Origin of the sequence: Streptomyces sp. NPDC006733 (assembly GCF_040636125.1) — a bacterium.
Taxonomy (GTDB): domain Bacteria; phylum Actinomycetota; class Actinomycetes; order Streptomycetales; family Streptomycetaceae; genus Actinacidiphila.
Map to the genome: position 1 here is coordinate 63,415 of NZ_JBEYJD010000008.1, position 26,435 is coordinate 89,849.

Annotated in this window: 26 protein-coding genes; 22 read left to right on the forward strand and 4 right to left on the reverse strand. The window is 72.9% G+C overall.

Annotated features, from left to right (window positions below):
* Positions 1-9: 9 nt before the first annotated feature.
* The 15 genes from hrcA to ABZ721_RS09760 all read left to right on the forward strand — a co-directional run bounded on the left by hrcA (position 10) and on the right by ABZ721_RS09760 (position 16,157).
* Entirely contained in the window at positions 10-1,026 is a 1,017-nt protein-coding gene (hrcA, locus tag ABZ721_RS09690) for a heat-inducible transcriptional repressor HrcA (protein ID WP_358788065.1), read from the forward strand.
* On the forward strand, positions 1,027-2,160 hold the full coding sequence (dnaJ, locus tag ABZ721_RS09695) for a molecular chaperone DnaJ (RefSeq protein ID WP_358788066.1): 1,134 nt from the start codon (positions 1,027-1,029) through the stop codon (positions 2,158-2,160).
* Between the two features lie 63 nt (positions 2,161-2,223).
* On the forward strand, positions 2,224-3,288 hold the full coding sequence (locus tag ABZ721_RS09700) for a nitronate monooxygenase (RefSeq protein ID WP_358788067.1): 1,065 nt from the start codon (positions 2,224-2,226) through the stop codon (positions 3,286-3,288).
* Positions 3,285-4,031, forward strand: coding sequence for a 16S rRNA (uracil(1498)-N(3))-methyltransferase (locus ABZ721_RS09705; protein ID WP_358788068.1), 747 nt, complete (start codon positions 3,285-3,287; stop codon positions 4,029-4,031). Before ABZ721_RS09700 ends, ABZ721_RS09705 begins: the two co-directional genes overlap by 4 nt.
* 125 nt (positions 4,032-4,156) lie before the next feature.
* Positions 4,157-4,615 carry a hypothetical protein gene (locus ABZ721_RS09710; RefSeq protein ID WP_358788069.1) on the forward strand — a complete coding sequence of 153 codons (459 nt, stop codon included), beginning with the start codon at positions 4,157-4,159 and terminating at the stop codon, positions 4,613-4,615.
* A gap of 97 nt (positions 4,616-4,712) precedes the next feature.
* Positions 4,713-7,970 (forward strand): PDZ domain-containing protein, encoded by a 3,258-nt coding sequence (locus tag ABZ721_RS09715; RefSeq protein WP_358788070.1) that lies wholly within the window; start codon positions 4,713-4,715, stop codon positions 7,968-7,970.
* A gap of 79 nt (positions 7,971-8,049) precedes the next feature.
* On the forward strand, positions 8,050-8,409 hold the full coding sequence (locus ABZ721_RS09720) for a histidine triad nucleotide-binding protein (protein WP_358788071.1): 360 nt from the start codon (positions 8,050-8,052) through the stop codon (positions 8,407-8,409).
* Between the two features lie 5 nt (positions 8,410-8,414).
* Positions 8,415-9,320, forward strand: a complete 906-nt coding sequence (locus ABZ721_RS09725) for a ribonuclease Z (RefSeq protein WP_358788072.1) — start codon at positions 8,415-8,417, stop codon at positions 9,318-9,320.
* Between the two features lie 108 nt (positions 9,321-9,428).
* The gene (locus ABZ721_RS09730) at positions 9,429-9,731 is read left to right on the forward strand and encodes a hypothetical protein (RefSeq protein WP_358788073.1); all 303 of its coding nucleotides are present in this window, start codon (positions 9,429-9,431) and stop codon (positions 9,729-9,731) included.
* Positions 9,728-11,200: a putative T7SS-secreted protein gene (locus tag ABZ721_RS09735; RefSeq protein WP_358788074.1), complete on the forward strand. Its 1,473-nt coding sequence runs from the start codon at positions 9,728-9,730 to the stop codon at positions 11,198-11,200. The genes ABZ721_RS09730 and ABZ721_RS09735 overlap by 4 nt, the downstream gene beginning before the upstream one ends.
* Positions 11,193-12,629: a hypothetical protein gene (locus ABZ721_RS09740; RefSeq protein ID WP_358788075.1), complete on the forward strand. Its 1,437-nt coding sequence runs from the start codon at positions 11,193-11,195 to the stop codon at positions 12,627-12,629. Before ABZ721_RS09735 ends, ABZ721_RS09740 begins: the two co-directional genes overlap by 8 nt.
* Positions 12,626-13,291, forward strand: a complete 666-nt coding sequence (locus ABZ721_RS09745) for a hypothetical protein (protein ID WP_358788076.1) — start codon at positions 12,626-12,628, stop codon at positions 13,289-13,291. The genes ABZ721_RS09740 and ABZ721_RS09745 overlap by 4 nt, the downstream gene beginning before the upstream one ends.
* A 3-nt stretch (positions 13,292-13,294) precedes the next feature.
* Entirely contained in the window at positions 13,295-13,882 is a 588-nt protein-coding gene (locus tag ABZ721_RS09750; RefSeq protein WP_358788077.1) for a hypothetical protein, read from the forward strand.
* Positions 13,883-14,007: 125 nt separating this feature from the next.
* Complete coding sequence (locus tag ABZ721_RS09755) at positions 14,008-15,036, forward strand: adenosine deaminase (protein WP_358788078.1); 1,029 nt, start codon at positions 14,008-14,010, stop codon at positions 15,034-15,036.
* 35 nt (positions 15,037-15,071) lie between these two features.
* On the forward strand, positions 15,072-16,157 hold the full coding sequence (locus tag ABZ721_RS09760; RefSeq protein WP_358788079.1) for an S-(hydroxymethyl)mycothiol dehydrogenase: 1,086 nt from the start codon (positions 15,072-15,074) through the stop codon (positions 16,155-16,157).
* A gap of 81 nt (positions 16,158-16,238) precedes the next feature.
* On the opposite strand, the gene ABZ721_RS09765 is transcribed toward ABZ721_RS09760, so the two are convergent.
* A complete protein-coding gene (locus ABZ721_RS09765; protein ID WP_358788080.1) occupies positions 16,239-17,576 on the reverse strand; it encodes a 6-phospho-beta-glucosidase in 1,338 nt (445 codons plus the stop codon).
* A 46-nt stretch (positions 17,577-17,622) separates the two neighbouring features.
* Between ABZ721_RS09765 and ABZ721_RS09770 the strand changes: the two genes are divergently transcribed.
* From ABZ721_RS09770 to ABZ721_RS09785, 4 genes are all read left to right on the forward strand, one after another.
* The gene (locus ABZ721_RS09770) at positions 17,623-18,741 is read left to right on the forward strand and encodes a PfkB family carbohydrate kinase (RefSeq protein WP_358788081.1); all 1,119 of its coding nucleotides are present in this window, start codon (positions 17,623-17,625) and stop codon (positions 18,739-18,741) included.
* Between the two features lie 226 nt (positions 18,742-18,967).
* Positions 18,968-20,026: a PhoH family protein gene (locus ABZ721_RS09775; protein WP_358788082.1), complete on the forward strand. Its 1,059-nt coding sequence runs from the start codon at positions 18,968-18,970 to the stop codon at positions 20,024-20,026.
* A gap of 22 nt (positions 20,027-20,048) precedes the next feature.
* A complete protein-coding gene (ybeY, locus tag ABZ721_RS09780) occupies positions 20,049-20,546 on the forward strand; it encodes an rRNA maturation RNase YbeY (RefSeq protein WP_277438179.1) in 498 nt (165 codons plus the stop codon).
* A 5-nt stretch (positions 20,547-20,551) separates the two neighbouring features.
* Positions 20,552-21,886, forward strand: a complete 1,335-nt coding sequence (locus ABZ721_RS09785) for a hemolysin family protein (RefSeq protein WP_358788083.1) — start codon at positions 20,552-20,554, stop codon at positions 21,884-21,886.
* Positions 21,887-21,911: 25 nt separating this feature from the next.
* Here ABZ721_RS09785 and ABZ721_RS09790 read toward each other — a convergent pair whose 3' ends face one another.
* Positions 21,912-22,157: a DUF397 domain-containing protein gene (locus ABZ721_RS09790; protein ID WP_358788084.1), complete on the reverse strand. Its 246-nt coding sequence runs from the start codon at positions 22,155-22,157 to the stop codon at positions 21,912-21,914.
* Complete coding sequence (locus ABZ721_RS09795; RefSeq protein WP_358788182.1) at positions 22,154-22,966, reverse strand: helix-turn-helix transcriptional regulator; 813 nt, start codon at positions 22,964-22,966, stop codon at positions 22,154-22,156. The genes ABZ721_RS09790 and ABZ721_RS09795 overlap by 4 nt, the downstream gene beginning before the upstream one ends.
* 127 nt (positions 22,967-23,093) lie before the next feature.
* Here ABZ721_RS09795 and ABZ721_RS09800 point away from each other — a divergent pair, with 127 nt between their 5' ends.
* A complete protein-coding gene (locus tag ABZ721_RS09800; RefSeq protein ID WP_358788085.1) occupies positions 23,094-23,531 on the forward strand; it encodes a hypothetical protein in 438 nt (145 codons plus the stop codon).
* Positions 23,532-23,541: 10 nt separating this feature from the next.
* On the opposite strand, the gene ABZ721_RS09805 is transcribed toward ABZ721_RS09800, so the two are convergent.
* Positions 23,542-24,984, reverse strand: coding sequence for an MFS transporter (locus ABZ721_RS09805; RefSeq protein ID WP_358788086.1), 1,443 nt, complete (start codon positions 24,982-24,984; stop codon positions 23,542-23,544).
* Between the two features lie 152 nt (positions 24,985-25,136).
* Between ABZ721_RS09805 and ABZ721_RS09810 the strand changes: the two genes are divergently transcribed.
* Both ABZ721_RS09810 and ABZ721_RS09815 read left to right on the forward strand, forming a co-directional pair.
* On the forward strand, positions 25,137-25,952 hold the full coding sequence (locus ABZ721_RS09810) for a helix-turn-helix transcriptional regulator (RefSeq protein ID WP_358788183.1): 816 nt from the start codon (positions 25,137-25,139) through the stop codon (positions 25,950-25,952).
* A 110-nt stretch (positions 25,953-26,062) separates the two neighbouring features.
* Positions 26,063-26,416 (forward strand): cytidine deaminase, encoded by a 354-nt coding sequence (locus ABZ721_RS09815; protein ID WP_358788087.1) that lies wholly within the window; start codon positions 26,063-26,065, stop codon positions 26,414-26,416.
* Positions 26,417-26,435 lie beyond the last annotated feature (19 nt).

Genomic DNA, 26,435 nt, shown 5'->3' on the forward strand with positions numbered 1-26,435 from the left:
GTGTGCGCGATGCTCAGCGAACGCAGACTCGAGGTCCTGCGCGCCATCGTCCAGGACTATGTGGGCACGGAGGAGCCGGTCGGCTCCAAGGCGCTCACCGAACGCCATGGCCTGGGCGTCTCGCCCGCCACGGTGCGCAACGACATGGCGGCGCTGGAGGAGGAGGGCTACATCCACCAGCCCCACACCAGCGCGGGCCGGATCCCGACGGACAAGGGCTACCGGCTCTTCGTCGACAAGCTCGCCGGGGTGAAGCCGCTCACATCCGCCGAGCGGCGCGCGATCCAGAACTTCCTGGACGGCGCGGTCGACCTGGACGACGTGGTGGGCCGCACCGTTCGGCTGCTCGCGCAGCTCACCCGGCAGGTCGCCGTCGTCCAGTACCCCTCGCTCACCCGCTCCTCGGTGCGGCACGTCGAGCTGCTGGCGCTGGCGCCGGCCCGGATCATGCTGGTCCTCATCACGGACACCGGACGCGTCGAGCAGCGGCTCATCGACTGCCCGGCGCCGGTGAGCGACACGCTCCTCGCCGACGTGCGCGCCCGGCTGAACGCCCGGGTGGTGGGCCGCCGCTTCGCGGACGTCCCGCCGCTGGTGGCGGACCTGCCGGACGGCTTCGAGTACGACGACCGGCCGTCGGTGTCGATCCTGCTGGCGACGCTGCTGGAGACGCTCGTGGAGGAGACCGAGGAGCGGATCATGCTCGGCGGCGCGGCCAACCTCACGCGCTTCAACCACGACTTCCCGATGACGATCCGGCCCGTGATGGAAGCCCTGGAGGAGCAGATGGTGCTCCTCAAGCTCCTCGGCGAGGCCAACGACTCGGGCATGACGGTGCGGATCGGTCATGAGAATTTTCACGAGGGCCTGAATTCCACATCCGTTGTGGCAGTCGGCTACGGTTCGGGCGACGAGGCAGTCGCCAAACTCGGTGTGGTCGGCCCGACCCGCATGGACTACCCCGGAACGATGGGAGCGGTACGCGCAGTGGCACGTTACGTCGGACAGATCCTGGCGGAGTCGTAGGTGGCCACGGACTATTACGCGGTCCTTGGCGTGCGCCGTGACGCCGGACAGGACGAGATCAAGAAGGCCTTCCGCCGCCTCGCGCGCGAGCTGCATCCGGACGTGAATCCGGATCCGAAGACCCAGGAGCGCTTCAAGGAGATCAACGCCGCTTACGAGGTGCTCTCCGACCCGGCGAAGAAGCAGGTCTACGACCTGGGCGGCGATCCGCTGTCGTCGCAGGGCGGGGCGGGCGCGGGCGGCTTCGGTGCCGGTTTCGGCAACTTCAGCGACATCATGGACGCCTTCTTCGGGCAGTCCCAGCAGCGCGGTCCGCGGTCGCGGACCCGGCGCGGCCAGGACGCCATGATCCGGCTGGAGATCGAGCTGGACGAGGCGGCCTTCGGGACCACCAAGGACCTCCAGGTCGACACGGCGGTGACGTGCGGCACCTGCTCCGGCGAGGGCGCGGCGCCCGGCACGGCGGCCCAGACCTGCGACATGTGCCGCGGTCGCGGTGAGGTCTCGCAGGTCACCCGGTCCTTCCTGGGCCAGGTCATGACCTCGCGGCCGTGCCCGCAGTGCCAGGGTTTCGGCACCGTGGTGCCGACCCCGTGCCCCGAGTGCGCGGGCGACGGCCGGGTCAGGTCCCGCCGTACGCTCACGGTCAAGATCCCGGCGGGCGTCGACAACGGCACCCGCATCCAGCTGGCGGGCGAGGGCGAGGTCGGCCCCGGCGGCGGCCCCGCCGGCGACCTGTACGTGGAGATCCGGGAGCTTCCGCACCCGACCTTCCAGCGGCGCGGTGACGACCTGCACTGCACGGTGACGATCCCGATGACGGCGGCGGCCCTGGGCACCAAGTGCCCGCTGGAGACGCTCGACGGCATGGAGGAGATCGACGTCCGGCCGGGCACGCAGTCCGGCCAGTCGATCCCGCTGCACCAGCGCGGGGTGACCCATCTGCGCGGTGGCGGCCGCGGTGACCTGATCGTGCACGTCGAGGTCATCACGCCGAACAAGCTCGACGCCGCCCAGGAGGACCTGCTGCGGCAGCTGGCCAAGCTGCGCGGCGAGGAGCGGCCCACCGGCCACTTCCAGCCCGGCCAGCAGGGGCTGTTCTCCCGGTTGAAGGACGCTTTCAACGGCCGCTGAGGCCGCCGCCCCGCCGGGCGGGTCCGACCTGTTCGGGCCCGCCCGGCGTGAAACGATGGGCGTATGTCCCCGTTGACCGATCTCTCGTCGTTCTCGGAGTCCCCGATCATCCAGGCGCCGATGGCTGGCGGCGGCTCCACCCCGCGGCTCGCCGCGGCCGTGGGCGACGCCGGCGGCCTGGGATTCCTCGCCGCCGGCTACAAGACGCCGGAAGCGATGTACGAGGAGATCCGGCAGCTGCGCGACCTGACGTCGAAACCGTTCGGGGTGAACCTGTTCACGCCGCAGCCGGACACCGCGGACCGGTCCGCCATCGAGGTCTACGCCGAGCAGCTCGCGGGCGAGGCCGCCTGGTACTCCACGCCCCTGGGCGACCCCGAGTCGGGGCAGGACGACGCGTACGACGCCAAGGTCGCGATACTGCTGGACAACCCGGTCCCCGTCGTCAGCTTCACGTTCGGCTGCCCGGACCGGCCGGTCTTCGACGCGTTCGCGAAGGTGGGGACGTACACCGTGGTGACGGTGACCACCCCCGCCGAGGCGCTCGCCGCCCAGTGGGCGGGCGCCGACGCGGTCTGCGTCCAGGGGACGGAGGCGGGCGGCCACCAGGGCACCCACCGGGACGACCCGGAGCTGGACCACGCGGGGTTCGGGCTGCTGACGCTCGTCCCGCAGGTCCGCGAGGCCGTCCAGCTGCCCGTCATCGCGACGGGCGGGCTGATGCGCGGCAACCAGATCGCTGCCGTCCTGGCGGTGGGCGCGGACGCCGCGCAGCTGGGCACCGCGTTCCTCGTCTGCCCGGAGTCCGGGGCCAACGCGCTGCACAAGCGCGCCATCACCGATCCGGTCTACGCCCGCACCGAGTTCACCCGGGCGTTCTCCGGGCGGCCGGCGCGCGGGCTGGTCAACCGCTTCATGCGGGAGCACGGGCCGTACGCGCCCGCCGGGTACCCGCAGATCCACCATCTGACCGCGGGCATCCGCAAGGCCGCCGCGGCGGCCGGGGATCCGCAGGCGATGGCGCTGTGGGCGGGGCAGGGACACCGGCTGGCGCGCGCGCTGCCGGCGGCGGAACTCGTCGCCGTGCTCATGAAGGAACTCGACACAGTACGGAAGGCATGCGGATGACCGCGCCGGTATTCATCGTCGAACCCGGGCAGTTGCGGGAGGCGGGCGGCGGCCGGGTCGTCCTGTCCGGCGCCGAGGGGCGGCACGCGGTGTCCGTGCGGCGGCTCGCGGTCGGCGAGGAGATCGTCCTGACCGACGGCGAGGGCGCGGGCGGGTACGGGGTGGTCGCCTCCGTCGAGGGCAAGGACCGGCTGGAGGTCGCGGTCTCGGAGCTGCGCACGGAACCGGCGCGGGCGCCGCGGATCACGGTCGTGCAGGCGCTCCCCAAGGGCGACCGCGGCGAGTTGGCCGTCGAGACGATGACGGAGACCGGCGTCGACGCGATCGTGCCGTGGGCGGCGTCCCGCTGCATCACCCAGTGGCGCGGCGACCGCGGCGCCAAGGCGCTCGCCAAGTGGCGCTCGACGGCGCGGGAGGCCGCGAAGCAGTCGCGGCGGCTGCGGTTCCCCGAGGTCGCCGAGATGATGACGACCCGGCAGCTGGCGGGCCTGCTCGGCGGGGCCGCGTTCGCCGCGGTCCTGCACGAGGAGGGCTCCGCGCCGCTGGCCGACGCCGAACTGCCGTCCGAGGGAGACATCGTGCTGGTCGTCGGGCCGGAGGGCGGGGTCTCGCCCGACGAGCTCGACGCCTTCGCCGCCGCGGGGGCGAAGCCGTACCGGCTGGGTCCGACGGTGCTGCGGACCTCCACCGCCGGGGTCGCCGCCACCGCGCTGCTGCTGGGGCGCACCGGCCGCTGGTCCTGACCGGCGGGTCCGGCCGGGCCCCGCCGCCCGGCCGTGCGGCCGTGCGGCCGATTCCGTGTCCCGTAAGGGACGTTCTACGTCGCGTGGGCGATGTGCGGCGCACGGGGCCGCGGGACGCTGCCGGTATGAGACGTTTACAGCAGTGGGGAGTGGCCGGAGGCCTCGCACTGGCGGCGTTCGGCGGCGTGGTGGCGTGCGATCCGGCCGACGGGATGACCGCCTCCGCGGTGTCGATCACCACGGACCAATTGGGCACCCGGGCGTTGAAGGACCGCGGCTTCGACGTCCGGTGGCTGTCGTGCAGCGCCTCGGTGAACAGCGCCACGACCGCGACCCGGACGGCGAGCCCGCGGCCGTCCGGCGCGACGACCAAGGGCATCGCGTCCGTGGACTGCCAGGGCGAGACCGCCGACCAGCAGGCGATCACCGTCACCGGCCGGATCACCGAGCAGTTGGACGGCCGCTGCGTGCGCGGCCGGCTGACCGCGCAGGTCGGCAAGCGCACGGTCTTCGACGTGGGCGGGCTGGGCGACTGCACGGCGCCGTCGGGACCGGCCACCGGGAGGACATCCAAGACGTCCTGACAGGACGCCGGGGCGACCGCCGAAACGTCCGCCGCCTCCGCCAGGAGCTGAAGACAAAGCGCTCGTTCGCCTCCTCGATCATGGTTAATGTGGCGGAGTGACACAGCCTTCGTACCTCCGGTATCCGCATGTAAACGGTGAGTTGGTCGCTTTTGTCGCCGAGGACGACGTCTGGGTGGCGCCGCTCGACGGCGGACGCGCCTGGCGCGTCAGCGCGGACAACATGCCGGTCGGCCATCCCCGCATCTCGCCGGACGGAACGACGGTCGCCTGGACCTCCACCCGGGACGGGGCGCCCGAGGTGCACGTCGCGCCCCTCGACGGCGGCCCGTCCACCCGGCTGACGCACTGGGGCAGCGGCAGGACGTCGGTGCGCGGCTGGACGCCGCAGGGCGAGGTCGTCGCGATCAGCACCCAGGGCCAGCCCTCGCTGCGCCGCACGTGGGCGCGGGCGGTGCCGCTGGACGGCGGGCCGGCGCGCACCCTGCCGTTCGGGCCGGTCGGCGATCTGGCGTACGGGCCCGGGGACGCGGTGCTGCTGCTGTCGGCGACGATGGGCCGCGAGGCCGCGGCCTGGAAGCGCTACCGGGGCGGCACGGCGGGCAGGCTGTGGATCGACCTGACGGGCGGCGGCGACTTCGAGCGGCTGCACGCGGACCTGGACGGCAACCTCGAATCCCCGCTGTGGGTGGGGGACCGCATCGCGTTCCTCTCCGACCACGAGGGCACCGGCGCGCTCTACTCCAGCCTCCCCGACGGCTCGGACCTGCGCCGGCACACCCCCCTCGACGGCTTCTACGCCCGGCAGGCCGCGACCGACGGCACCCGCGTCGTGTACACCTCGGCCGGCGAGCTGTTCCTGCTCGACGACCTGGAGTCGGCCGAGCCGCGCCCGGTCGCGGTCCGCCTCGGCGGCCAGCGCACCGACCTGCAGCCGCACCCGATCCGGGCCGCGCACCACCTCGGGGACGCCCGCCCGGACCACACGGGACGCGGCAGCGCCGTCGAGGTCCGCGGCACCACGCACTGGGTCACCCACCGCGGCGGCCCGGCCCGCGCGCTCGCCGCGCAGCCGGGGGTCAGGACACGGCTGCCGCGCACCTTCGGCGGCGGGGGCGACCAGCAGGTCGTCTGGGTCACCGACGCCGAGGGCGAGGACGCCCTCGAACTCTCGCCCGCGGCCGGTCTGGCGCCCGGCGCCGCGCCCCGCCGGCTGGCGGCCGGCCGCCTCGGCCGCGTCCTGGAGCTCGAGGTGTCCCCGGACGGGCACCGGATCGCCGTCGCCTCGCACGACGGCCGGGTGCTGCTGGTCGAGACGCAGACCGGCGAGGTGCGCGAGGTCGCGGTCAGCGACGCCGGCGACGTGACCGGTCTGGCGTTCTCGCCGGACTCGGCCTGGCTCGCCTGGTCGCACCCCGGCCCCGACCCGCTGCGCCAGCTGAAGATCGCCGCGACCTCGGACCTGTCGGTGGCCGACGCGACCCCGCTGCGCTTCAACGACTCCGCGCCCGCGTTCACGCCGGACGGCAAGCACCTCGCCTTCCTGTCCGAGCGGGCCTTCGACCCGGTCTACGACGCCCACGTCTTCGACCTGTCCTTCCCCAACGCCTGCCGCCCGCACCTGCTCACCCTGGCGGCGACCACCCCGTCCCCGTTCGGACCGCAGCGGCACGGCCGCCCGGTCGAGGAGCCGGACGACGAGGCCAAGGACGACCGCTCCGACGCCGACGGCGACGGCGCGGGCCAGGACGGCCGGCAGGGCGACGGCGAGGACCGCCCCCGCGTCCCCGCCACCCGCGTCGACTTCGAGGGGATCGCCGACCGCATCGTCCCGTTCCCCGTCGAGGCCGGCCGGTACACGTCGCTGACCGCCGCCAAGAACGGCCTGCTCTGGCTGCGCCACCCGCTGCTCGGCACCCTGGGCACGGCACTGGCCACGCCCGAGGCGCAGCCGCCCGGCAGCGTCCTGGAGCGCTACGACCTCAAGCAGCTGCGGGTGGAGGAACTCGCGGACGACGCCGAGGACTTCTCCGTCACCGGTGACGGCACCAAGGTGCTGCTGGCCACCAACGGCCGGCTGCGCGTCGTCCCCGCCGACAGCAAGTCGTCGGACGACGACGACTCGGACGCGAGCGTCACCGTCGACCTGTCGCGGGTCCGCGTGACCGTCCGCCCGCAGGACGAGTGGCGGCAGATGTACGCCGAGGCGCACCGGCTGATGCGTGACAACTTCTGGCGCGCCGACATGGGCGGCACCGACTGGGACGCGGTCGCCGAGCGCTACCGGCCGGTCCTGGAGCGCGTCGCCACCCACGACGACCTGATGGACCTGCTGTGGGAGGTCCAGGGAGAGCTGGGCACCTCGCACGCGTACGTCACGCCGCCCGGTGGCCACCGGGACGCGCTGACCCGCCAGGGGCTGCTCGGCGCGGACCTCGCCCGCGCGGAGGACGGCCGCTGGCAGGTCGTCCGCGTGCTGCCCGGCGAGTCCTCCGACCCGCAGGCCCGCTCCCCGCTGGCCGCGCCCGGTGTCGCGGTGCGCGCCGGCGACAGCCTGCTGGCGGTCGACGGCCACGCCGTCGACCCGGTCGCCGGGCCCGGCCCGCTGCTGACCGGAACCGCGGGCAAGCCCGTCGAGCTGACCGTCGCCCCGGCGGACGGCGGCGCCCCGCGCCACGTCGTCGTCGTGCCGCTCGCCGACGAGGAGCCGCTGCGCTACCACGACTGGGTCGCGGGCCGCCGGGCCCACGTCCACGAGCGCTCCGGCGGCCGGCTCGGCTACCTGCACGTCCCGGACATGGTCGGCTTCGGCTGGGCGCAGCTCCACCGCGACCTGCGCGTCGAGGTCGCCCGCGAGGGCCTGGTCGTGGACGTCCGGGAGAACCGGGGCGGCCACACGTCGCAGCTCGTCATCGAGAAGCTGGCCCGCCGCATCGTCGGCTGGGACCTGCCGCGCGGGCTGCGCCCGCAGAGCTACCCGCTGGACGCGCCGCGCGGGCCGGTCGTCGCGGTCGCCAACGAGTTCTCCGGCTCGGACGGCGACGTCGTCAACGCCGCCATCAAGGCCCTGGACATCGGCCCGGTCGTCGGCACCCGCACCTGGGGCGGCGTGGTCGGCATCGACAGCCGGTACGACCTGGTGGACGGCACGGCCGTCACCCAGCCCAAGTACGCCTTCTGGCTGGAGGGGTACGGCTGGGACGTCGAGAACTACGGCGTCGACCCGGACGTCGAGGTGCTGCAGCGCCCGCAGGACTGGGCCGCGGGCGTCGATCCGCAGCTCGACACCGCCATCGACCTGGCGCTGGCGTCCCTCGCGGAGCGCCCGGCCAAGACACCGCCGCCGCTGCCGTAACGGCGGCGGGGCGCGCCCGGCCGATACGATGGCGCCTTTCGGCGACCACTGCCCGACGAGCGACGAGGGAGAACCACCCATGGCGGGAGAACCCCAGGCGGACTGCCTGTTCTGCAAGATCGTGGCCGGTGACATCCCGGCGACGATCGTCCGCGAGACCGACACGACAGTGGCGTTCCGCGACATCAATCCGCAGGCGCCCACCCATGTGCTGGTGATCCCCAAGGTGCACTACGCGGACGCCGCCGCGCTCGCGGTCGGCGACCCGCAGGCCGCCGCCGACGTGCTGCGCGAGGCGGGCGAGGTGGCGGAGGCGGAGAAGACCGTCGACCGCGGCTACCGCATCGTGTTCAACACCGGCGCGGGCGCCGGCCAGACCGTCTTCCACGCGCACGCCCACGTGCTCGGCGGACGCGGTCTCGAGTGGCCCCCCGGATAGCGGCGTTGTCCATCCGCGAGTTCGTGGTGCTCGGCACCGCCAGCCAGGTCCCGACCCGGCTCCGCAACCACAACGGCTACCTGCTGCGCTGGGACGACGAGGGCATCCTCTTCGACCCGGGGGAGGGCAGCCAGCGCCAGATGCTGCTGGCGGGCGTCGCCGCGCACGACCTGACGCGGATCTGCGTCACGCACTTCCACGGCGACCACTCGCTGGGCCTGGCCGGGGTGATCCAGCGGATCAACCTCGACCGGGTCCCGCATCCCATCGCGGCCCACTACCCGGCCAGCGGGCAGCACTTCTTCGAGCGGCTGCGCTACTCGACCGCGTACCGCGAGACGGCCGTGATCACCGAGCAGCCGGTCGCCGCGGACGGCGTGCTGGCCGAGACCGGCGCCTTCACCCTCTCCGCGGCCAAGCTCTCGCACCCCGTGGAGAGCTACGGCTACCGCCTCGTCGAACCCGACGGCCGCCGGCTGATCCCGGCCCGCCTGGCCGCGCACGGCATCTTCGGCCCGGACGTGGGCCTGCTGCAGCGCGACGGCGTGCTCGGCGGGGTGACCCTCGAGGAGGTGAGCGAGGTCCGGCGCGGCCAGCGCTTCGCCTTCATCATGGACACGCGGCTGTGCGAGGGCGTCGACGTCCTCGCCGAGGGCTGCGACCTGCTGGTCATCGAGTCCACCTTCCTGGACGAGGACGAGCACCTCGCCCGCGACCACGGCCACCTGACCGCGGGCCAGGCCGGAGCGGTGGCCGCGCGGGCCGGCGTCCGCCACCTCGTGCTCACCCACTTCTCGCAGCGCTACACCGACGCCTCGCTCTTCGGCAAGCAGACCCGCGCGGCCGGCTTCGAGGGCGAACTGACGGTGGCGGAGGACCTGATGCGCGTCCCTGTCCCGAAGCGCCGCTGACCGCGTCCGGCTCAACCTCGCCCTGTCGGCGGGCCGTTGGTACCCTGCTGCGACCTTGCCCAGGACTTGTACGAGTCCCTTCCCGTTCGAGGTCAGCGGAGGACAGCCATGGGGGAACCGGATCTTGCTGCGGACACGCAACGGATACGGCAGTGCTCAGCCGCGCTCAAGCGCATCCACGACGAGTTCGACAAGCACGCCGACCCGTCGGAGGGGTACGGCCGGTCCGACATCGGATCCGACCTGCTCACCGACGTCTTCCACGACTTCGGCAGCAACTGGAAGGTGCACCGCACCAAACTGACCGAGGAACTGGAGAAGCTCGCCAAGATCACGGAGCAGGCGGCGGAGACCTACGACCAGGTGGACTCCGAACTCGCCAAGGCGCTGCGCGGGGAGGACGCGAAATGAGCCGCCCCTCGTACGGCTGGGAAGTCCTCGGCGAACACGGCGACCCGATCCCCGGGAACCCGGACACGGTCGCCACGCTCGGACGGGACCTGCGCAAAACAGCCGAGTCGATCGAGCGCGAGGCGCGCGAGATCAAGGCGCTCGCCGGCGTGGAGGCGTGGAAGGGCAAGGCCGCCACGGAGTTCCGCGACCAGGCGTCGAAGGCGTCGGACAAGCTGCGCAAGGCCTTCCACCGCTACGACGAGGCAGCCAAGGCCCTCGGCGAGGACGCGGGCGACGGCGTCAGCAGCGGCACGTACGCGCGCGACCTGCACCGCGCGCAGAAGATCGCCGACAAGGCCCTGCGCGACGCCCAGGACGCCGACACCGAGCACGCGGGCGCGCAGCGCGCGATCTCCCAGCAGCCGGCCGACACGCCCAAGGACGACCCGACGGCCGCCAAGCTCAAGGCCAAGCAGGACGCCGCCACGGGCGCGATCGCCGAGGCGAAGAAGGAACTGCAGCGGGCGAAGCACATCCGCGACGACGCCGCCAAGAAGGCGGCCGACGCGATCCGGCACGCCATCGACCACGACGGCCTCAAGGACAGCCGCTGGGACAAGTTCAAGGGCTGGGTCCACGAACACGCCGACATCATCGGCAAGATCGCCGACATCGCGGGCTGGGTCGCCACGATCTGCGGCACGCTCTCCCTGCTCGTCGGCTGGATCCCCGTCATCGGCCAGGCCCTGGCGGGCATCCTGGGCACCATCGCCCTGGTCGCCACCCTCGTCTCGCTCGTCGCCCACGTCCTGCTGGCGCTGTCCGGCGACGGCAACTGGTTCGACGTCGCCCTCGACGTCGTGGGCCTCGCCACGTTCGGCATCGGCCGCGGCGCCATCGCGGGCGCGCGCGGCGCGTCGGCGGGGACGCGGGCGCTGGCGCGCTCGGCCCGCTACAAGTCCATCATGGAAGGCGCGGTCGCGAACGGCCTGAAGAAGGGCAGCAAGGCGTACCAGAAGCAGATGCAGAAGGCCTGGAAGATCGCCAACCGCGAGTCCGGCGGCGCCGCCCGCGGCAAGGACGCCGCGAGCGCGATGAAGAACGCGCCGAAGGGCTGGTTCCCCGGCTGGGGCAGGGTCGGTGACGCCGTCAACCCGGTCAAGATCGCCAAAGAGAGCTGGCAGAGCGTGAAGGACCTCAAGGCCTTCCGCGACGTCCCGCAGCTCTTCCACGGCAGCACCTGGACCGGCGTGCGCGCCGCCGTGGGCGACACGGGCCTCGCCACGGAAGCCGCCAACCTGGCCCGCGCCGGCGTCGGCAACGTCGCCAACAGCGCGGTCCACGCCGGGGCGGACGTCTTCAAGACGCAGACCCGGATCTGGATAGGCGCGACGGGCTTCGCGTCGAGCATCGACGCGGCGGACAAGGCCGGCGCGGGTGACGCGCTGGGACTGAAGGACTCGACGGTCAGGGAGATCGGTGACTGATCCGCACGACGTGCCCTCCGGGCGGGGATCGGACGTGCTCGTGGCCGAGCCCGCGCTGAGGCCCTCCGCGCGACGCCATCCGGGCCTGGACGTGGTCCGCAACGCCCGGATCCACCGGGACGGCCAGGATCTGGTGGTGCGTGCCCGGGACGGGCGTGAGCGCCGCTACGCGATCGGCTCGGGCGGCATCGAACGCGCCGTCCACATGGACGCGGTCGGGCCGTGGATCGACGGCAGCATGGCGGTGCCGCCCCGCCCCGGCACCTGGGGTTTCGTCGAACTCCAGGACGCCGACGGCAAGCTCGTGCTGCGTATCGACGTGGAGCCCTGGCTCCCGGAGTCCCCGGTCCTGGGCGGGCTCCGTCCGGACCGCGGCTTCCGGATCCTCGAACTGACCGGGCTCGCCGCGCTCCTGAGAGATGCCGGTGTGCCGCTCCACACCGTGCACGACCGCGAGGACCCCACTGTCGCGCGCTCCGGCGGCGGTAGCGCGACGTATGCCGATCCCGGCCGCCTGCTGCCCCGGTGGAACACCCTCGGCCGGGGCCTGGCGACGGCCGTCTGGTTCCTGGCCTTCGCCCTCGCCCTCTTCCCGGTCGGCAAGCCGCCGCGGGAACTGTGGGTCGTGATGGCCGCCGCCGCCCTGGTGATGCCGGTGCTGAACCTCGCCGCCCGCCTGCAGGCCCGGCTGCGCGAGCGCGGTGCCGCCCATCCCGTCGCGTCGCGGATCGCGCCCGACCCGGCGCCCGGCTCGGGAGCGAGCGTCCGGTTCTGCGCGACGGCCGCGGTCCGGGTGCAGGAGCGGGACATCGTCCTGGTGGACAGCCTCGGGCAGGAGCGGTGGCTCGCGCGCTCGGGCCCGCACCGCGTGGCCGCACTGGTCCGCGTCCTGGACAACGCGAACGGAGCACCGCTGGGCATCGAGTTCCAGGGACCGGGCGGGGAGGTCCGCGCCGTCCTGCCCTGGGACCCGTGGTTCGGCGGCCCGGAGGGGGAGGCGCGGTGGACAGAGCTGCGCGGCGCCACCGGGCGGGGCGCCGACGACCGCCGTCAGGGCAGGAAGCAGCCTTGGCCCGCCACCGCGGTCGGCCAGGCGGACGTCGGCCTGCTGACGAGCCTGCCGGCGGCCACCGCGCGCAAGGCGTCGCGCTTTCCGGCTTCCGTCCACGGTGGCGGGGGCACCTGGCAGGCGATCGCCATGGCAGCGTTCTCCCTGCTCGGCTGCGTGCCGATGATCGCCGACCACCCGCGCGCGGGCCTCACGGGCACGGTGCTCGCGGCCCTCGCCCTCGGCGGCACGCTCGTCCCCCTCGCCGCCCACAGCCTGCACAGCCACCTCCGGCTGGACCGCCCGGCGCCGGGCCAGGGGCCCGCCGACGCCCCGGGGCACGTCCCGGTGACCACTTCCCGACAGGAGCCACGTTCATGACCGACGTCGACGCGCAGCCAGGCGCGCAGTCCGAGGCGCAGCCCGGCGGTCCCGGCGGCCCCGGCGGCAGGCCGGACGCGCCGAGCGACTACCAGCTCCTGCTCCCCGACGGCTGGTTCCGGATCGACCTCGATCCGGAACGGCGGGAGGGGGCGGTCGACGCGCTCGTGGAGCGGCAGTTCCGGGGGGTCGACGACGCGCCGATCGTCAAGCAGCAGGTGCGCGAGGAGCTGCGCGGCCGTGCGCTGGACGCGTACCGGAACGGCGGCATCGAGCTGTACATGAGCCTGCAGGCGGCCGGCGGGCTGACGGTGCCCGCGTCGCTGCTGGTCACGCTCGTGCCGCAGGAGAGCCTGGGCTCCGGGGTGCCGGTGGACGAGCTGGCCGGGTTCCTGGCGGAGCGCGGCGGTCCCGCCGAGTACGAGGTGACCGTCGAGGACCTGCCGGCCGGCACGTCCGTGCGGACGCGGGCCCGGACGGTGCCGCCGGCGGACGATCCGTCCGGCAGCGCGCTGCCGGTCACGTCCGTGGACTACCACGTACCGGTGCCGGGCTCGGAGGCCTACCTGCTGCTCTCCTTCTCCACGCCCCTCGACCCGATCGCCGACGCGATGGCGGACCTCTTCGACGCCGTGGCGCTGTCCCTGAAGTGGAGTGCGTGACCCGTGAGCGACGACACGTGGAACTGCGGCATCGAGTGCCCCGAGGACTGGATCCCGCTGCCCCTGGAGCCGGGCATCGACCTCGGCGCGTGGGCGCTGGAGCAGGCGAAGGAGCTGGCGGCGGCCACGTCGGAGGAGGTCGACGCCGAGGCGCTCATGTACGACCTGCGGGAGCGCGCCGCCGACAGCCGGGGGCGGGAGCCGGTGTTCGCGTTCGGGCTGTACCCGGAGGGGTTCGACACCGCGCTGGCCGTGCTGGAGGTGGACGTCATCCACCCCGACGCCGAAGTGCCGTCGATCACTCTCGACTGGATCACCGAGGTCTTCGCGACCGGGGACTTCCAGGAGCCGGAGGTGGAGCGGGCCACGGTGCCCGCCGGGCCCGCCGTCCGCATCCGCCAGGGCCTGGCGGGGCGCGGGACCGGGGAGAGCGGTGAGCGCTCCCTGATGGAGACGGTCACCTACGGGGTGCGGCCGCCGGGCATCGAGAGCGCCGTCATGGTCCTGGTCTCCTGGACGGCACCGGGTCTGGTCGACCTGATGACGGCGGCGGCCGACCAGATCGTCCACACCCTCAAGATCACGACCTGAGGCGGCGGCACGGCCGCGGGGCCGACGGCGCTGCGGGCCGGTACGGCCCGCACCGCGCTGACCTGTACCGTTGAACGGCCCCCCGCCGCCGTACCGACGTGTACCGACTGTGAAGTGATCCCCCCGTGCCCCTCCGCAAGGCCGTCTCCCGGACCGTCTCCCAGGCCATCCCCAAGGCCGAACTGCACCTCCACATCGAAGGCACCCTGGAGCCGGAGCTGGCCTTCGCGCTCGCCGCGCGCGGCGGGGTCACGCTGCCGTACGCCGACGCCGACGAGCTCCGCCGCGCCTACTCCTTCACGGACCTGCAGTCCTTCCTGGACCTGTACTACGCGCTGATGGCCGTGCTGCGCACCGAGGACGACTTCGCCGACCTCGCCGACGCGTACCTCGCCCGCGCCGCCGAGCAGGGCGTACGGCACGCCGAGATCTTCTTCGACCCGCAGGCGCACACCGCGCGCGGTGTCGACATCGGCACCGTCATCGAGGGGCTGGGGCGCGCGCTGGACGCGTCCCGGGAGCGGCACGGCATCAGCACGCAGCTGATCATGTGCTTCCTGCGGGACGAGTCCGCGCAGTCCGCGCTGGACACCTTCGAGGCCGCCAAGCCGTACCTGTCCCGGATCTCCGCCGTCGGGCTGGACTCCGCCGAGGTCGGCAACCCGCCGTCGAAGTTCCGCGAGGTCTACGAGCGGGCCGCCGCCGAGGGGCTGCGCCGCGTCGCCCACGCGGGCGAGGAGGGGCCGCCCGCGTACGTCTGGGAGGCCCTCGACGTGCTGGGCGTCGAGCGCGTCGACCACGGCCTGCGCTCGCTGGAGGACCCGGAGCTCGTCGCCCGCCTGGTCCGCGACCGCGTCCCGCTCACGCTCTGCCCGCTGTCCAACGTGCGGCTGCGCTGCATCGACCGCATCGAGGACCACCCGCTGCGCGCGATGCTCGCCGCCGGACTGCTGGCGACCGTCAACTCCGACGACCCCGCCTACTTCGGCGGGTACGCGGGCGACAACTACGACGCGGTCCGCGACGCGCTCGCCCTGGACGACGAGACGCTGCGCGAACTGGCCCGCAACTCGTTCGAGGCGGCGTTCCTCGGCGAGGACGAGGCACTGCGGGCCGCGTACCTCGCCGAGGTCGACGCGTACGTCTTCGACTGACCGCCGACCCGGCGGGCGGGGCGTACGGTGAATCCATGACTCAGCAGGTACGCGGCGTCATCGCGCCCGGCAAGAACGAACCCGTCCGTGTCGAGACGATCCTGGTGCCGGATCCCGGGCCCGGGGAAGCCGTCGTCCAGGTGCAGGCCTGCGGGGTGTGCCACACCGACCTGCACTACAAGCAGGGCGGCATCAACGACGACTTCCCGTTCCTGCTCGGCCACGAGGCCTCCGGCATCGTGGAGTCGGTCGGCGAGGGCGTGACGGAGGTCGCGCCCGGCGACTTCGTCATCCTCAACTGGCGCGCGGTGTGCGGCCAGTGCCGCTCCTGCCTGCGCGGCCGTCCCCAGTACTGCTTCAACACCCACAACGCCCGCCAGAAGATGACCCTGGAGGACGGCACGGAGCTGTCCCCGGCGCTCGGCATCGGCGCGTTCGCCGAGAAGACCCTGGTCGCGGCCGGACAGTGTACGAAGGTGGACCCGGCGGTCTCGCCCGCGGTCGCCGGGCTGCTCGGCTGCGGCGTGATGGCGGGGATCGGCGCCGCGATCAACACCGGCGGTGTCGGGCGCGGCGACTCCGTCGCCGTCATCGGCTGCGGCGGCGTCGGGGACGCGGCCATCGCCGGGTCCCGGCTCGCGGGCGCGGGCCGGATCATCGCCGTCGACATCGACGACCGGAAGCTGGAGACGGCGCGCCGGATGGGCGCCACGCACACCGTCAACTCCCGCTCCACCGACGCCGTCGAGGCGATCCGCGAGCTGACCGGCGGATTCGGCGCGGACGTCGTCATCGAGGCGGTCGGCCACCCCGAGACGTACAAGCAGGCGTTCTACGCGCGGGACCTGGCGGGCACCGTCGTGCTCGTCGGCGTGCCCACCCCCGAGATGACGCTGGAGCTGCCGCTGCTGGACGTCTTCGGGCGCGGCGGCTCGCTCAAGTCGTCCTGGTACGGGGACTGCCTGCCGTCCCGGGACTTCCCCGTGCTGATCGACCTCCATCTGCAGGGCCGGCTGGACCTGGGCGCCTTCGTGACGGAGGAGATCGGGCTCGGCGACATCGAGAAGGCGTTCGCGCGGATGCACGAGGGCGACGTGCTGCGGTCGGTCGTCGTGTTCTGAGGACGCCGCACCGCTTGCCCCCGGACGTCGCACCGCCCGCCCTCGGACGACGCCCCGCCCGCCCCCGGACGCCGCGCCCGCCTACCCCGGCAGCGCGGCGTCCAGGATGCGGCCCGCGACCGTCGCCGAGTCCACCAGCGGATGCAGCGCCAGCGCCCGCAGGGCCGCCGCCCGGGAGCCCGAGGCGGCGGCCTCGATCGCGGAGCGCTCGACGGCCTTGAGGGTGAGCATCAGCCCGGCCTGGTGCTCGGTGGGCGCCGCCACCGGCAGCGGACGGGCACCGAAGGCGCCCACCTCGCAGGGCACTTCGATGATCGCCTCCGCGTCGAGCGCGGCGACCGTCGTCCCGTTCGGCACGTTCAGGATCAGCGTGGTCCGCTCGTCGCGCGCGATCGCCCGCATCAGGGCCAGCGCGACCCGGTCGTAGCCGCCGCCGTCCAGGTCGTGGGGGTCGCGCTGCCAGCCACCCGTGGCGGCACGGTTCTCCGCCATGTACGTCTCCTCCCGCTCCAGCCGCGTCCGGTCCCAGAGCGTGTACGCCTCGCCGGGCCGGTCCGCCGACCCGGCCGCCGCCGCTGCGAAGAACGCGCCCTGCTGCCGGTCCAGGAACTCCCCGCGGGTCGCCTCGGCCGAGCGCACCGCCGCCAGCGCCTCCCGTTCGAAGTAGTAGTAGTGCAGGTACTCGTTGGGCAGCGACCCCAGGGCGGCCAGCCACTGCGGCCCGAAGAGCTTGCCCTCCTCGAACGAGTCCAGCGCTGCCGGGTCGGCGAGCAGGCCCGGCAGCAGGTCGGGGCCGCCGTCCGACATCCCGCGCAGCCACCCCAGGTGGTTGAGGCCCACGTAGTCGTAGCGGAACGCGGGGGAGTCCGGGTCGGCGCCCGCGGCGCGCGCGGCCCTGCGGACCAGCCCGACCGGCGAGTCGCAGATGCCGATCACCCGCTCACCGAGCACCCGCGCCATCGCCTCGGTCACCATCCCGGCCGGGTTGGTGAAGTTGATGACCCACGCGTCGGGCGCCAGCGCCTTCACCCGTTCGGCGATCGCGACCGCGACCGGCAGCGTCCGCAGCCCGTACAGCACCCCGCCCGCGCCGACCGTCTCCTGCCCGAGCACGCCCTCCGCGAGCGGCACCCGCTCGTCGCACACCCGGCCCGCCGTGCCGCCGACCCGGATCGCGGAGAAGACGAAGTCGGCGCCGCGCAGCGCGTCGTCCAGGTCGGGGGCGAGCCGCACCGCCGGCGCGCCCGGCACGCCGGCCGCCTGGTCGGCCAGCACGGACGCGACGACCCGCAGCCGTACCGGATCCGTGTCGTGCAGCACGAGCTCGCGGCAGGCGCCGGGGGCGCCCGCGTCCGCGAGCAGCGCCCGGTACACCAGCGGGACGCGGAAACCGCCGCCACCGAGAATCACAAGTCTCATGCGTCTGTGACCTCCACTGTCAGTCTCATCGTGCACAGTGTTGTTCATGGACGACCACCCCGTGTTCGACCCACTGGCCGCGATCCGCCCGCCCGCGGATCCGCTACCCGATGTGTATCTGACCGGGACCGTCTTCCTGGACATCATCTTCACCGGCCTGGACAGCGCGCCGGTGCGCGGCACGGAGTCGTGGGCGCGCGGCATGGGCTCCAGCCCCGGCGGCATCGCCAACATGGCCACCGCCCTGGCCCGGCTCGGCCTGCGCACCCAGCTGGCCGCCGCCTTCGGCGACGACATGTACGGCGACTACTGCTGGGAGAGCCTGTCGGAGGGGGAGGGCATCGACCTCGGCCTGTCCCGCCGCATCCCGGGCTGGCACTCGCCGGTCACGGTCTCCATGGCCTACGAGGGCGAGCGGACGATGGTCTCGCACGGCCACGAGGCGCCGCCGCCCGAGGAGCCCGCCCCCGAGTGCCCGCCCGCCGCCCGCGCCTGCGTGGCCTCGCTGGAGCCGGGCGGCCCCGGCCAGGAGTGGATCGGGCACGCCGCCCGGCACGGCAGCCGGATCTTCGCCGACGTGGGCTGGGACGACTCGGGGCGGTGGGACCCGGCGGACCTCGCGGACCTGGAGCACTGCGCGGCCTTCCTCCCGAACGCGGCCGAGGCCATGCACTACACCCGTACCGACTGCCCGCGCGCCGCCGCCCGCAAGCTGGCCGAGCTGGTGCCGCTGGCCGTCGTCACGCTGGGCGCCGAGGGCGCCTACGCCGTGGACTCCGCGACCGGCGAGACCGCCGAGGTCCCGGCCCTGCTGATCGAGGCGCTGGACCCGACGGGCGCGGGCGACGTGTTCGTCGCCGCGTTCGTCACCGGCTCGCTGGCCGGCTGGCCGCTCGCCGACCGGCTCGCGTTCTCCTGCCTGTCGGCGGCGCTCTCCGTCCAGGAGTTCGGCGGCTCGCTGTCGGCCCCCGGCTGGATCGAGATCGCCGCCTGGTGGCAGCACGCCAAGGCCTTCGACGACCAGGACCGGGACGCGCTGCGCCGGTACGCCTTCCTCGACGCCCTGCTGCCGTCCGTCAGCCGCCCGGGACCGCTGCCCCGGGCCGTCCCGACCATCGGCTTCCGCCGCCGCCCGGCGGGACCGGCGGGGACGGGCAGACGCTGACCGCGCGCGCCGCGGCAGCCCGCGCGGCCCGCCGCGGCGCGCACGGTGGACCGTCCACCGGACCGGCCGCCGGAGCGCCTGCCGGAACAGCCGCCGGAACCCGCCGCGAAACCCCGGCGGAAAACCCCTCGGGCCAGAAGGGTCACCGACGTACCCTGGGTACTCCAAGGCCCTCACCGGGCACGTCGTCATCAGAAGGTGGGTTTCCCAGGCTCCGAGCCGGCCCATGACTCAGACACCGACACAGCACCAGCCGCAGGCACGCGCCCACTTCGTCGTTCCGGCCAAGCACCCCATGGTGACGGTCCTGGGATCGGGGGACGCCCTCCTCCGTGTGATCGAGACGGCCTTCCCGGCCGCCGACATCCATGTACGGGGCAACGAGATCAGCGCGACCGGGAAGCCCAAGGACGTCGCCCTCATCCAGCGGCTCTTCGACGAGATGCTGCTGGTGCTGCGCACCGGCCAGCCGATGACGGAAGACGGAGTGGAGAGGTCCATCGCGATGCTGCGCACCAACGGCAACGCGGCCGACCCGGAGGGGGAGACCCCGGCACAGGTGCTCACGCAGAGCATCCTGTCCAACCGCGGCCGCACCATCCGCCCCATGACGCTCAACCAGAAGCGCTACGTCGACGCCATCGACAAGAACACCATCGTGTTCGGCATCGGCCCCGCGGGCACCGGCAAGACCTACCTGGCCATGGCCAAGGCCATCCAGGCCCTGCAGGCCAAGCAGGTCAGCCGGATCATCCTCACCCGCCCGGCCGTCGAGGCGGGGGAGCGGCTCGGCTTCCTGCCCGGCACGCTCTTCGAGAAGATCGACCCGTACCTGCGCCCGCTGGTCGACGCGCTGCACGACATGATCGACCCGGACACCATCCCGCGGCTGATGGCCGCCGGGACGATCGAGGTCGCCCCGCTGGCGTACATGCGCGGCCGGACGCTGAACGACGCGTTCATCATTCTCGACGAGGCGCAGAACACCAGCGCCGAGCAGATGAAGATGTTCCTGACCCGCCTCGGCTTCGAGTCCAAGATGGTGATCACCGGCGACGTCACGCAGGTCGACCTGCCGAACGGCACGAAGAGCGGTCTGCGGCAGGTGCAGGACATTCTGGAGGACGTCGAGGACGTCCACTTCTCGCGCCTGACAAGTACCGACGTCGTGCGTCATAAGCTGGTGGGGCGCATCGTGGATGCGTACGAGCGTTTCGACGAGGGGAACGCCGACCCGAAGGCCGGGCGAAGCGCCGCAAACGGCGGCAAAGCCCGTACCTCCTAACCGAGAGTAGCCGCACCGCACCATGGCGATCGACGTCAACAACGAGTCAGGCTGGGAGATCGACGAGCAGGCGGTCCTCGAGATCGCCCGCTACGCCCTCCAGCGCATGCGGATCCACCCGCTCGCCGAACTGTCGGTGATCGTGGTGGACGCGGCCGCCATGGAGCAGCTGCACATCCAGTGGATGGACCTCCCCGGTCCGACCGACGTCATGTCCTTCCCGATGGACGAGCTGCGCCCCGGGAAGGACGACGAGGAACCCCCGCAGGGCCTGCTCGGCGACATCGTGCTCTGCCCGGAAGTGGCGAAGAAGCAGGGCGAGGAAGCGGAGACGCAGCACTCCATGGACGAGGAGCTCCAGCTCCTCACCGTCCACGGGGTGCTGCACCTGCTCGGTTACGACCATGAGGAAGCCGACCAGAAGGCCGAGATGTTCGGCCTCCAGAAGGCCATCCTCGACGGCTGGCGCGCCGAGCGCGGCATCGAGGGCCCCTCCCCGGCCCCGACCACCACCCACTGACGGCGATGGTCCTCTCCGCCGTACTGCTGGTCGTCGTCGCCTGGCTCGCCGCCTGCGCCGAAGCCGGTATCGCCCGCACCTCGCGCTTCCGCGCCGAGGAGTCCGTCCGCACCGGCCGGCGCGGCGCCGACAAGCTCATGGCCGTCGCCTCCGACCCCACCCGCTACCTCAACGTGGCCCTGCTCGTCCGGGTCGGCTGCGAGATGGCGGCCGCCGTCCTGGTGACGGTCGTCTGCGACCGGCACTTCGACACCACGTGGCAGGTGCTCGGCGTCGCCATCGGCATCATGGTGCTGGTCAGCTATGTCGCCGTCGGCGTCTCACCGCGCACCATCGGCCGCCAGCACCCGCTGAACACGGCCACGGCCGCGTCCTACGTCCTGCTGCCGCTCGCCCGCATCATGGGACCCGTCCCCGGCCTGCTGATCCTCCTCGGCAACGCGCTGACGCCCGGCAAGGGCTTCAAGCGCGGCCCGTTCGCGAGTGAGGCCGAACTGCGCGCGATGGTCGACCTCGCCGAGTCCGAGTCCCTCATCGAGGACGACGAGCGCCGCATGGTGCACTCCGTCTTCGAGCTCGGCGACACCATCGTCCGCGAGGTGATGGTGCCCCGCACCGACCTGGTGATGATCGAGCGCTTCAAGACCATCCGGCAGGCGATGACCCTCGCGCTGCGCAGCGGCTTCTCCCGCATCCCGGTCACCGGCGAGAGCGAGGACGACATCGTCGGCGTCGTCTACCTCAAGGACCTCGCCCGCCGCGTGCACATCAACCGCGACGCCGAGAACGACCTCGTCTCGTCCGTCATGCGGCCCGCCACCTTCGTCCCGGACACCAAGAACGCGGGCGACCTGCTGCGCGAGATGCAGCAGGAGCGCAACCACGTCGCCGTCGCGATCGACGAGTACGGCGGCACGGCCGGGATCGTCACCATCGAGGACATCCTCGAGGAGATCGTCGGCGAGATCACCGACGAGTACGACCGCGAGGTCCAGCCCGTCGAAGACCTCGGCGGCGGCTCCTACCGCGTCACCGCCCGCCTGGACATCGGCGACCTCGGCGACCTGTACGGCTGCGAACTCGACGACGACGACGTCGAGACGGTCGGCGGCCTGCTCGCCAAGTCGCTGGGCCGCGTCCCCATCCCCGGCGCCTCCGCCTTCGTGGAACTCCCCCAGGACGGCTCCCACACCCCCGCCCAACCCACCGCCCTCCGCCTCACCGCCGAAACCCAGGCCGGCCGCCGCAACCGCATCGGCACGGTCCTGGTGGAGCCGATCGGGGCAACGGCGGAGGAGGCGGAAGGGGCGTCGGGGACGGCGGGCGGAAGCGGCGAGTAGGGCGGGTTCGGCGGGTTCAGCGGGTTCAGCTGCGCTGAGCGGCCGCGAAGGCGACGAAGGAGGCCCAGGAGGCGGCGGGAACGGCGAGGGCCGGACCCTGCGGGTCCTTGGAGTCGCGGATGTGGACGGTGGTGGGGTGGATGGCCACCTCGACGCAGTCGCCGCCGTTGCTGCCGGAGTGGGTGGACTTGCGCCAGTCGTAGGCGATCTCTATGCAGTCGCCGCCGCTGCCACCGCTGCGACTGGATTTGAACCAGACAAGGTCCTTCATAGCTCTCCCGCCAACTGCTTGATCAGAGCTGCGGATTCCTCGATCCCGAGGGCCTGCGTTCGGATCATCGCATAACGCTGGGAGTAGCGGGCGACCTCGTCCGGGTCGGCGATCAGAAGACTGCGCTCCTGCATCTCCAGATACGCCAGATGCTTGTGCTCCGGAGTCTCGATCAGCTTCACGGTGCCATCTACGCCCGCGTGCTCACCGCGGTTGGACGGGATGAGCTGCACGACGACGTTTCGCATGGCCGCACAGCGTAGGAGGTGGTCAAGTAGTTCGTGCATGACCTCGCTGCTGCCGTACTGCCTCTCCAGGACGGCGGTCTCGATTACAAAACTGAATAACGTCACCGGTTTCCGAGTGAACAGCGACCGCCGCGCGATGCGTGCCTCGACCAGTCGGTCGACCTCCTCGTCCTCCAGCGGTGGGAACCGTGATGTGATTACGGCCCGCGCGTAGTCCTCGGTCTGCAGCAGCCCGTTCAGCATGTGCGTGCTGTAGGACGAAACGCTCAGCGCTTCCGCCTCTAACTTCGCGAAGTCCTTGAAGAAGGCTGGGTAGCGGTCATTCGCCAGATGCTCAGTAGCGAGCGCCAGAAGGCCGCCCGCCTCCAGAGCCTCGTCAGCCGCCGCGATGAACTCGGGCGACGGGATCCGCTCGCACGTCTCGATGGCGCTGACGTAGGAGTCGGAGACGTGAATCCGCTCGCCCAGCTGTGCCTGTGTGAGCCCGCGGGACTTGCGGAACGATCGCAATAGCTCGGCGAAGTACCGCGCGGTCCCCGAAGATCCAGCGTTTTGACCCATCTCCGCCACCCCACACTCGTCAGCTCGATTCCACGTGTCTCCAGGGGAGTCGACCCCCAACCCCCACCCGGGCCCTGTCGAGGCTCCGGTCCTGTTCAGGCTAGCCATGCTTGCCGAGAGTGGAGGTATGAATACAGAAAGTAATCACGCGAGCATCTTTTCCCCATGGGTGCCGGTCTCCGGGCACCGGCTGCGCAAGGTGGGTGTCTTCTTCGACGCCGTGCGGGTCGGGCCGGGGGCGGGGGAGGAGCTGGCGACGCGTCTCGAAGCGCTGACGAACGGGGAGCCGGGGCCGGTGGTCGGGGAGTCGGCCGGCGGGCGGTGGATGTACTTCCTGGTCGCCGCGGGGAGTTGCGCGGGGCGCAGGTGGCCGCCCGGTGTGACGCGCCTGGGGTCGGACGGCCGGGACGCCTACGTCGGCATCCCGGCCCTCACCGGCGCCACCTGGCCCCTGAGCTGGCGCTGCGCGCCCCGGCCGGACCGCCGACTGGTCGACGCGGACCTCCTGCACGGCACGCTCCGCGCCCAGCTCTCCTGGGAACCGGGCCCCATGCCGCGCGGCTGACCCCGGCCGCCTACCGGGTGCCCGCGTAAGTCCGCCGCAGGCCGATCGCTACCAGCACCGCCACCGCCAGCAGGATCGCCGCGTCCGCGGCCAGGGCGAGGTGGATGCCGTCCAGGAGGTGGGTGCGGCTGGAGGCCAGGGCGCTCAGGAGGGGGATGCCTATGGTGAGGCCGAGCTGCTGGGAGCTGGTCACCAGGCCGGTGGCCAGGCCCTGTTCGTGGTCGGGGAGGCCGGAGGTGGCCGTGATGCCGTAGGAGACGATCACCCAGAGGTGGCCGACGCAGGCCACGGTGACGGCGATCAGGGCGATCCAGGTGCCGGACGGGCCGGTGCCCAGGAGGAGGAGCGCCGCGGTCAGTGCGGACTGCAGGAGCAGGCCGCCGATCAGGACGGTGCGGGTGCCGAAGCGGCCGATCACGCGGGAGGCGGTCATGCCCGTGAGTGCGGCGGCGACTCCCTGCACGCCGAAGACCAGGCCGGTCCTGAACGCCGACAGGCCGCGGATCTCCTGGAGGTACAGGGTGAGCAGGAAGACGACGGTGCTCATCATCGCGAACGTGGTGATCCCCGCGAGGTTGCCCCACGCCACGGTCCGCTTGCGCAGCATCTGCAGGGAGACCAGCGGTTCGGCCGCGCGGGACTCGACGACGACGAAGCCGACGAGCAGCGCGATCCCCGCCGCGAGCGAGGTGGCGACGTCGGCCCGTCCGAAGCCCTGCTGCGCCGCCGTGGTCAGGGCGTAGATCAGGGCCAGCAGGCCGCCGGTGACGGTGACGGCGCCGGGGATGTCGATGCGGGGGCGCTGGGGGTGCCGGGACTCGGTCAGCAGGCCGGGGGCCGCGGCCAGCACGATGACGCCGGCGACGGCGAGGATGCCCATGGTCGAGCGCCAGCCGAAGGTGTCGGTGAAGACGCCGCCCAGGACGACGCCGATGGTGAAGCCCAGCGACAGCAGCGTGCCGCTGATGCCGAGCGCGCGGTCGCGCTGCGGGCCCTCGGGGAACGTGGTGGTGAGCAGGGACATGCCGGTCGGCACGATGACGGCCGCTCCCAGCCCCTGGACGGCGCGGGCGGCGAGGAAGGAGGCCGGGTCCCAGGCCAGGGTCGCCAGGACGGAGGCGGCGGTGAAGACGGCCAGCCCCGTCAGGAAGAGCTTGCGCCGTCCGAACAGGTCCGCGATCCGCCCGAAGAGCAGCAGGAAGCCGCCGGACGGCAGCGCGAACGCGGTGACGGCCCACTGCAGGTTGGCCTGCGTCATGCCGAGGTCCTTGCCGAGCACCGGCAGGGAGACGTTCAGGATGGAGAAGTCGAGCGCGACCATGAACTGGGCCGCGCACAGCACGAACAGCACGAGTTTGGCGCGGGTGGTGAGCTTGCCGGTGCCCGGCGCCGGCTCGGGCGTCGGCCCGGGGAGGGCAGCCGGGGCTGTTGCGGAGGGGGTCTGTGTCGCCATGTCCCAACCCTCGGGCTGATCTCGTTGGGGTGGGGAGCCCGTGCTTATGCTGGTGGCCGGACCACCAGCCAGGGGGAGCGGGAGTGGAGAACTCAGCCAGGTCGACACCTTCTGCCAAGTCGTACCGCCGTCAGGAGTTGCGCGACTTCCTGATGGCCCGCAGGGCCCGGATCAGCCCCGCCGAGGCCGGACTGCCGGACGGCGGTGCCCGCCGCCGCACGCCGGGGCTGCGCCGTGAGGAGGTCGCGGTCCTCGCCGGGGTCGGGGTGTCCTGGTACCAGTGGCTGGAGCAGGGGCGCGAGATCACCGTCTCGCCGCAGGTGCTGGACGCGGTGGCGCGGGTGCTGAAGCTGAACGGCGCCGAGCGGCGCCATCTGTACGGGCTGGCCGGGCTCAACCCGCCGCTGCCGGAGGCCGTCCCCGACACCGACTTCTGCGACGGGCTGCACCGCCTGATCGACGCCTGGATGCCGTTCCCCGCCCACGTCATGGACGCGTACTGGAACATCGTCGCCTTCAACGAGTCGGCCGGGCTGACCTTCGGCTTCACGAAGGACGACACCAACTGCCTGGTCGCCTTCTTCACCAGCCCGCTGTACCTCGGCGGCACCGTCGACCGCGCGGAGCTGGCCGCGACCGTCGTCGCCCAGTACCGGGCGACGGCCTCCGAGCGCCCCGACGACGAGGGGTTCCGCACGGTGGTCGAGGAACTGGCGTCCACCTGCCCGGAGTTCGCGGAGCTCTGGGCGCGCGGGGACGTGCAGGCCAGCGGGCAGACGCTCAAGGAGATCGCGCATCCCACGGTCGGGTCGCTGCACTTCGAGAGCACCCAGCTGCGGCTGCCGGCCCGCCCGGACCTGACCATCGTGATGCACAACCCGCTCCCGGACACGGACACCGCGGCGAAGCTGGAGCGGCTGACGTCACCGCAGGGGCGCCGGGACACGATGCGGCCGGTCGCGGGCTGAGCCGCGGGCCGTCCGCCGGTCGGAGGACGCCCCCGGGGGGCGCGCCGCCCCTCGGGACGGCCCCGCCCCCGCGAACGCCGCCGCCGTTTCCCGCGCTCTATGCTCCCGGTATGAGCGATGCGACCCCGCTGGGGCCCGAGGACCTGAAGATCATCACCCTGGCGCGGTCGGCCCGCGCGCGCAACGGCGTGGCCGAGGGTGCGGCCGTGCGGGACGAGACCGGGCGTACGTATGTCGCCGGGACCGTCGCGCTGGAGTCGCTGCAGCTCAGCGCGCTGCAGACCGCCGTCGCGATGGCGGTCGCCAGCGGGGCGCAGTCGTTGGAGGCGGCGGCCGTCGTGACCGCCGCCGAGACGCCGGCCGACGCGGACCGGGCCGCGGTCCGGGACCTCGGCGGGCCGGGGACGCCGGTGCACCTCGCGGGCCCGGACGGGACGCTGCGCGTCACCGTCCAGGCGGGCTAGCGAGGGACCGTCCAGGAAC

Coding starts and splice junctions, on each gene's coding strand:
- hrcA (WP_358788065.1), top strand. CDS start 10: ATGCTCAGCGAACGCAGACTCGAGGTCCTGCGCGCCATCGTCCAGGAC.
- ABZ721_RS09700 (WP_358788067.1), top strand. CDS start 2,224: ATGTCCCCGTTGACCGATCTCTCGTCGTTCTCGGAGTCCCCGATCATC.
- ABZ721_RS09705 (WP_358788068.1), top strand. CDS start 3,285: ATGACCGCGCCGGTATTCATCGTCGAACCCGGGCAGTTGCGGGAGGCG.
- ABZ721_RS09710 (WP_358788069.1), top strand. CDS start 4,157: ATGAGACGTTTACAGCAGTGGGGAGTGGCCGGAGGCCTCGCACTGGCG.
- ABZ721_RS09720 (WP_358788071.1), top strand. CDS start 8,050: ATGGCGGGAGAACCCCAGGCGGACTGCCTGTTCTGCAAGATCGTGGCC.
- ABZ721_RS09730 (WP_358788073.1), top strand. CDS start 9,429: ATGGGGGAACCGGATCTTGCTGCGGACACGCAACGGATACGGCAGTGC.
- ABZ721_RS09735 (WP_358788074.1), top strand. CDS start 9,728: ATGAGCCGCCCCTCGTACGGCTGGGAAGTCCTCGGCGAACACGGCGAC.
- ABZ721_RS09745 (WP_358788076.1), top strand. CDS start 12,626: ATGACCGACGTCGACGCGCAGCCAGGCGCGCAGTCCGAGGCGCAGCCC.
- ABZ721_RS09760 (WP_358788079.1), top strand. CDS start 15,072: ATGACTCAGCAGGTACGCGGCGTCATCGCGCCCGGCAAGAACGAACCC.
- ABZ721_RS09765 (WP_358788080.1), bottom strand. CDS start 17,576: ATGAGACTTGTGATTCTCGGTGGCGGCGGTTTCCGCGTCCCGCTGGTG.
- ABZ721_RS09770 (WP_358788081.1), top strand. CDS start 17,623: ATGGACGACCACCCCGTGTTCGACCCACTGGCCGCGATCCGCCCGCCC.
- ABZ721_RS09775 (WP_358788082.1), top strand. CDS start 18,968: ATGACTCAGACACCGACACAGCACCAGCCGCAGGCACGCGCCCACTTC.
- ybeY (WP_277438179.1), top strand. CDS start 20,049: ATGGCGATCGACGTCAACAACGAGTCAGGCTGGGAGATCGACGAGCAG.
- ABZ721_RS09785 (WP_358788083.1), top strand. CDS start 20,552: ATGGTCCTCTCCGCCGTACTGCTGGTCGTCGTCGCCTGGCTCGCCGCC.
- ABZ721_RS09790 (WP_358788084.1), bottom strand. CDS start 22,157: ATGAAGGACCTTGTCTGGTTCAAATCCAGTCGCAGCGGTGGCAGCGGC.
- ABZ721_RS09795 (WP_358788182.1), bottom strand. CDS start 22,966: ATGGGTCAAAACGCTGGATCTTCGGGGACCGCGCGGTACTTCGCCGAG.
- ABZ721_RS09800 (WP_358788085.1), top strand. CDS start 23,094: ATGAATACAGAAAGTAATCACGCGAGCATCTTTTCCCCATGGGTGCCG.
- ABZ721_RS09805 (WP_358788086.1), bottom strand. CDS start 24,984: ATGGCGACACAGACCCCCTCCGCAACAGCCCCGGCTGCCCTCCCCGGG.
- ABZ721_RS09810 (WP_358788183.1), top strand. CDS start 25,137: ATGGCCCGCAGGGCCCGGATCAGCCCCGCCGAGGCCGGACTGCCGGAC.
- ABZ721_RS09815 (WP_358788087.1), top strand. CDS start 26,063: ATGAGCGATGCGACCCCGCTGGGGCCCGAGGACCTGAAGATCATCACC.